Source organism: Nguyenibacter vanlangensis, from assembly GCF_013376155.1.
Taxonomy (GTDB): Bacteria; Pseudomonadota; Alphaproteobacteria; order Acetobacterales; family Acetobacteraceae; genus Gluconacetobacter; species Gluconacetobacter vanlangensis.
Genome location: NZ_JABXXP010000182.1, coordinates 1 through 5,053, shown reverse-complemented (window position 1 = coordinate 5,053; position 5,053 = coordinate 1). Strand labels below are relative to the sequence as shown.

Below are 5,053 nucleotides of genomic sequence, written 5' to 3'. Positions count from 1 at the left end.
CGCCGCCGAACGCGGCTTCGCGGTCTGGAGCCGCATGTCCGTCTTCGACCGCTACACGATCATGCGCCGGGCCGCGACCCTGCTGCGCGAGCGGGCCGAGGCCATCGCCCCGATCATGACGATGGAGCAGGGCAAGCCGGTGGCCGAGGCCCGGACCGAATTGCTGGCCGCTGCCGACACGATCGACTGGCTGGCCGAGGAAGGACGCCGCGCCTATGGCCGTCTGGTCCCGGCCCGCGCCACAGGCGTCACCCAGGCGGTGATCCGCACCCCGGTCGGTCCGGTGGCGGCCTTCTCGCCGTGGAACTTTCCGGTCAACCAGGTGGTGCGCAAGGTCGGCGCCGCGCTGGCCACCGGCTGCTCGATCATCGTCAAGGCGGCCGAGGAAACCCCCGCCTCGCCGGCGGCGCTGATCCGCGCCTTCGCCGATGCCGGCGTGCCGCCCGGGGTGATCGGCCTGCTCTACGGCACCCCGTCCGAAATTTCCGAGACGCTGATCGCCCACCCGGCGATCCGCAAGGTCACGTTCACCGGCTCGACCGCCGTGGGCAAGATGCTGGCGGCCCTGGCCGGCACGCACATGAAGCGCGCGACGATGGAACTGGGCGGCCACGGGCCCGCGATCATCTCCGCCGACGCCGATATCGACCAGGCGGCCGACACGCTGGCGGCGGCGAAATTCCGCAATGCCGGCCAGGTCTGCGTCTCCCCCACGCGCTTCCTGGTCGAACGGCCGGCATTCGGCCGCTTCGTCGAACGCTTCGCCGCGCAGGCCCAGGCGCGCAAGGTCGGCGACGGATTGCGCCCCGACACCACGATGGGCCCGCTGGCCAATGTCCGCCGTGTGGAGGCGATGGAAACCCTGATCGGCGACGCCACCGCCCGGGGCGCCGAAATCGTGACCGGCGGCCAGCGCGTCGGCAACGCGGGCTATTTCTTCGCGCCGACGATGCTGACCAACCTCACCGCCGACATGCGCATCATGAACGAGGAACCGTTCGGCCCCGTGGCGCTGATGTCGCCCTTCGACACGCTGGACCAGGCGGTAGCCGAGGCGAATCGTCTCCCCTATGGCCTCGCCGCCTACGCCTTCACCGGCTCGGGCCGCACCGCCGCCCGCCTGCGCGACGAAATCCGCGCCGGCATGCTGACGGTCAATCACCTCGGCCTGGCCCTGCCCGAGGTCCCCTTCGGCGGCATCGGCGATTCGGGCTACGGGTCCGAAGGCGGGACCGAGGCGCTCGAAGCCTATCTGGACACGCGCTTCTTCACGATGCGTGAATACAGCCCTTCGGCATGATGCGCGAGTACAGCCCTCCGGCATGACGCGCCAGGACGCGGCCCGGGCTTGACGCCGCGCGCGATCTGCGCAGTCTGGCCGGTCGGAACGTGCCGGCCCGGCACGTGATGTAAAGGTCGGGGTCACGCGGCGGGACAGGCCCCGCCGCGCCCCGTCCCGGTGGTAAGAGAGCAGGACCATGGACAGCGCCGATCAGTTTCGCTTCACGCATCTGCCGCACGCCGCGCCGACACCGGCCGCGCGCCGCGCGGAATTGCTGGCCGATCCGGGCTTCGGCCGCGTCTTCACCGATCACATGGCGGTCGTCCGCTACAAGGAAGGGCAGGGCTGGCACAACCCGACCATCGAGGCCCGGGCGCCCATCTCCCTCGACCCGGCCGCCGCCGTGCTGCACTACGCCCAGGAAATCTTCGAGGGCATGAAGGCCTATCGCGCGGCCGACGGCGCGGTAGTGATGTTCCGCCCCGACGCCAACGCGCGCCGCTTCCGCGAATCGGCCGAACGCATGGCGATGGCGCCGGTGCCCGACGCGCTGTTCCTCCAGGCGGTGCGCGAACTGGTGCGCACCGATCGCGACTGGATCCCCGAGGGCGAGAACGCCAGCCTGTACCTGCGCCCGTTCATGATCGCCTCCGAGGCGTTCCTGGGCGTCAAGCCCTCGTCGGAATATCTGTTCATCGTCATCGCCTCGCCCGTCGGCGCCTATTTCAGCGCCGGCGCCGTGACCGTCTGGGTGTCCGAGGATTATACCCGCGCCGCCCCGGGCGGAACGGGGGCCGCCAAATGCGGCGGCAATTACGCGGCCAGCCTGCTGGCCCAGCGCGAGGCCAAGGCGCATGGCTGCGACCAGGTCCTGTTCCTCGACGCCGCCGAGCATCGCTGGATCGAAGAGATGGGCGGAATGAACGTCTTCTTCGTCATGGACGACAACACGCTGGTCACGCCGCCGCTGGGGACCATCCTGCCCGGCATCACCCGCGACACCATCCTCACCCTGGCGCGCGATCGCGGCCTCACGGTGCGCGAGGACGCGTACAGCATCGACCAATGCTACCAGGACGCCGCCGCCGGCCGGCTCAGGGAAGTCTTCGCCTGCGGCACCGCCGCCGTGGTCACCCCGATCGGACGGTTGCGCGGCCGCCGGGGCGAAATCGTGATCGGCAGCGGCAACGGCGCCGATCCGGTGACCGAAACCCTGCGCACCGCCCTGATCGGCATCCAGCGCGGCAAGGCACCCGACCCGCACGGCTGGGTACAACGCGTCGGCTGATTCCCGCGCGTCGGACCGCCGCCAGCGCGCGGTCCCGGACGGACTCTCAAGGAAGGGCGGCGATGCCGGTCAGCTCCACCCGCCAGTGCGGGTCGGCCAGGCGCGCTTCCACGGTGGCCCGCGCCGGCTTGTTCGCCTGGTCCAGCCACGCGTCCCAGGCCCGGTTCATGCCGACCATGTCGTTCATGTCGGCCAGAAAGATCTGCACGCTGATCAGCCGGCTCTTGTCCGTGCCGGCCTCGGCCAGCAGCGCATCGACCTGGCCCAGAATGTCGGCCGTCTGCCCTTCGGCATCCAGCGTCGCATCGTCGGCAACCTGGCCGGCCAGATAGACCAGCCCGTTATGGATCACCGCGCCCATCAGGCGCGTCTCGGGCTGCAAACGGGTAATGGCGGACATGTCACGGGCCTTTCCTGCTCGGCCGCCTCATGACGGACGGCCACCATCCGGTGCTGTAGCCACCGGCCACCGCGCTGAAAATCCCCCGCCGTTCTATTTTCATGAACCTGGCCGCGCGCGCGACCGAAATCGGGAACGGCATCATGACACGAATTGCGCGTCATTTCGTCTTCCATCACCCGGCATCGTATCTCATTGGCAACGAAACGGAAGAGGCATAATACTGTTCCCTCGCAGGGACGTTCGCGAGAATGGAAAGGATACGGCCTTTGATGTCCGGTCATTCAGATCATCGGCTCTGGAACAGTTTGTCCGCACGCATCGTCCTGATGTGCGGCCTCTCCTTCATCATCATCCAGGCCCTGGCCGTCACGATATCGGCAGGGATGATGAAGTCCCAGGTCGAGAAGACCGTGCTGGCCGAAGCCGTCTCCCAAAGCCAGATCCTGGCCGACCGGATCGCCCAGCGACTATCCGAGCAAAACACCGTCGCACGCGACAATGCCGGCGCGATCGAGGCCGCGCACAAGGCCGGGACCGGCAGCCGGGCCGAAATCGTCAGCCTGCTCGGCGAAACCGAGGCCCGTTTCCCGAACATCTACGGCGTCTGGATGGAGGAAATCCCCTCCGGCTTCGACGGCCGCAAGGATCCCCATGCGCCCGGCAGCAACGCGCACGGCATCCTCAACCCCTATTTCATGCGCAAGCCCGACGGCACGATCGATTTCAACGCGCTCGAGGAGCATTACGGCCAGTCCTGGTTCACGCTTCCGATGGCGGCGGGCACCGGCGTCCTGACCGACCCCTATGTCGACGAGGGCAGCGGCATCGAAATGGTGTCGTTCGCCTATCCCCTGGTCTTCGACGGCCGGAAAATCGGCGTCACCGGCATCGATACCCCGCTCGACTGGATCGTGACGCTGCTGGGGAATTCCGACGTCATCGGCAGCAGGACCCTCTCGCTCCTGTCCGACAAGATGACCTGGATCGCCAATCCGGACCGCGCAAAGCTGATGAAACCCTACCGGGACGAGGGCAGGGGCGCCGTGTCGCAGGCCCTGTCGTCCCGCAAGGCCCGGATCATCCGCGGCTTTCACGACGGCACGCAGGACAGGGTCCTGGTTCCTTTCACCATCCCCGGCTTCGACACGGTCTGGACCCTCGTCGTCGACATCCCGGAAACCGCCCTGACCGCCCCGGTGCGCGACAATGTCGTGGCCCTCGTGGTCTCGGGCGCTGTCCTCATGATGGTCTCGATCGCCGTCATCGCGCTGATTTCGGGGCGATTGATCAAGACACCGTTCCGCAGCCTGCTCGCGTCGGTGGCCGAACTCGGCCGGGGCGACTATGACGCGGCCGTTTCGGGAACCGGACGGCACGACGAAATCGGCCTGGTCGCCCGCGCGCTGGACGGATTCCGCGCCTCGCTCCTCAAGGCCCGGCATGTCGAGGCCGAAGCGGCCGAAGCCCGGCGCCAGCACGAACGGCTCGAAAAGAAGACCCGGGAAGAAGAAATCGTCAGGATCCGGAATATCGACGCGGCCATCACGGCGATGGGGGCCGGGCTGGACAGGCTCGCCGGCGGCGACCTTTCGTTTCAACTGAATGACGGCCTGTCCTCCGAGTTCGAGCCGCTCCGGCGGAATTTCAACATGTCGATCCGCCGGCTCGCCGATGCCCTGTCCGAAATCGCCGAGTCCGGCCGGGGTATCGGCCAGGGCACCGCGGATGTCGCTGCCGGGGCCGAAAACCTCGCCCGCCGCACCGAGCAGCAGGCCGCATCGCTCGAGGAAACGGCCGCCGCCGTCAACGAGATCACGGAAAGCGTCGGCAGCTCGGCCCGGCAGATCGGCGACGCGCAGAAAATCGGCCTGCAGGCGCGCGACTCCGCGACTGCGTCCTCCGAGATCATGCATCAGACCAAAGAGGCCATGCGGCGGATCGAGGACAGCGCGAAACAGATCGTCTCCATCGTCGAAGCCATCGACGGCATCGCGTTCCAGACCAATATCCTGGCGCTCAATGCCGGGGTCGAGGCCGCCAGGGCCGGCGACGCGGGCAAGGGCTTCGCCGTCGTCGCGGG

General features: G+C 68.2%; 4 protein-coding genes. 3 read left to right on the top strand and 1 reads right to left on the bottom strand.

Features of this window, described 5'->3' with window-relative positions:
• A partial coding sequence (locus tag HUK84_RS10090; protein ID WP_176640177.1) for an NAD-dependent succinate-semialdehyde dehydrogenase occupies positions 1 to 1,300 on the top strand: 1,300 nt, incomplete at its 5' end.
• A 178-nt stretch (positions 1,301 to 1,478) separates the two neighbouring features.
• Positions 1,479 to 2,570: a branched-chain amino acid aminotransferase gene (locus HUK84_RS10085; protein ID WP_176640176.1), complete on the top strand. Its 1,092-nt coding sequence runs from the start codon at positions 1,479 to 1,481 to the stop codon at positions 2,568 to 2,570.
• A 46-nt stretch (positions 2,571 to 2,616) separates the two neighbouring features.
• Here HUK84_RS10085 and HUK84_RS10080 read toward each other — a convergent pair whose 3' ends face one another.
• On the bottom strand, positions 2,617 to 2,970 hold the full coding sequence (locus HUK84_RS10080) for a RidA family protein (RefSeq protein WP_176640175.1): 354 nt from the start codon (positions 2,968 to 2,970) through the stop codon (positions 2,617 to 2,619).
• A 272-nt stretch (positions 2,971 to 3,242) separates the two neighbouring features.
• Here HUK84_RS10080 and HUK84_RS10075 point away from each other — a divergent pair.
• Positions 3,243 to 5,053: methyl-accepting chemotaxis protein (locus HUK84_RS10075; RefSeq protein WP_176640174.1), on the top strand; the 1,811-nt coding region annotated here is incomplete at its 3' end.

Bases quoted from the DNA above. Each gene is read 5' to 3' on its own strand.
- HUK84_RS10080 (WP_176640175.1), bottom strand. From the start codon at position 2,970: ATGTCCGCCATTACCCGTTTGCAGCCCGAGACGCGCCTGATGGGCGCG.
- HUK84_RS10085 (WP_176640176.1), top strand. From the start codon at position 1,479: ATGGACAGCGCCGATCAGTTTCGCTTCACGCATCTGCCGCACGCCGCG.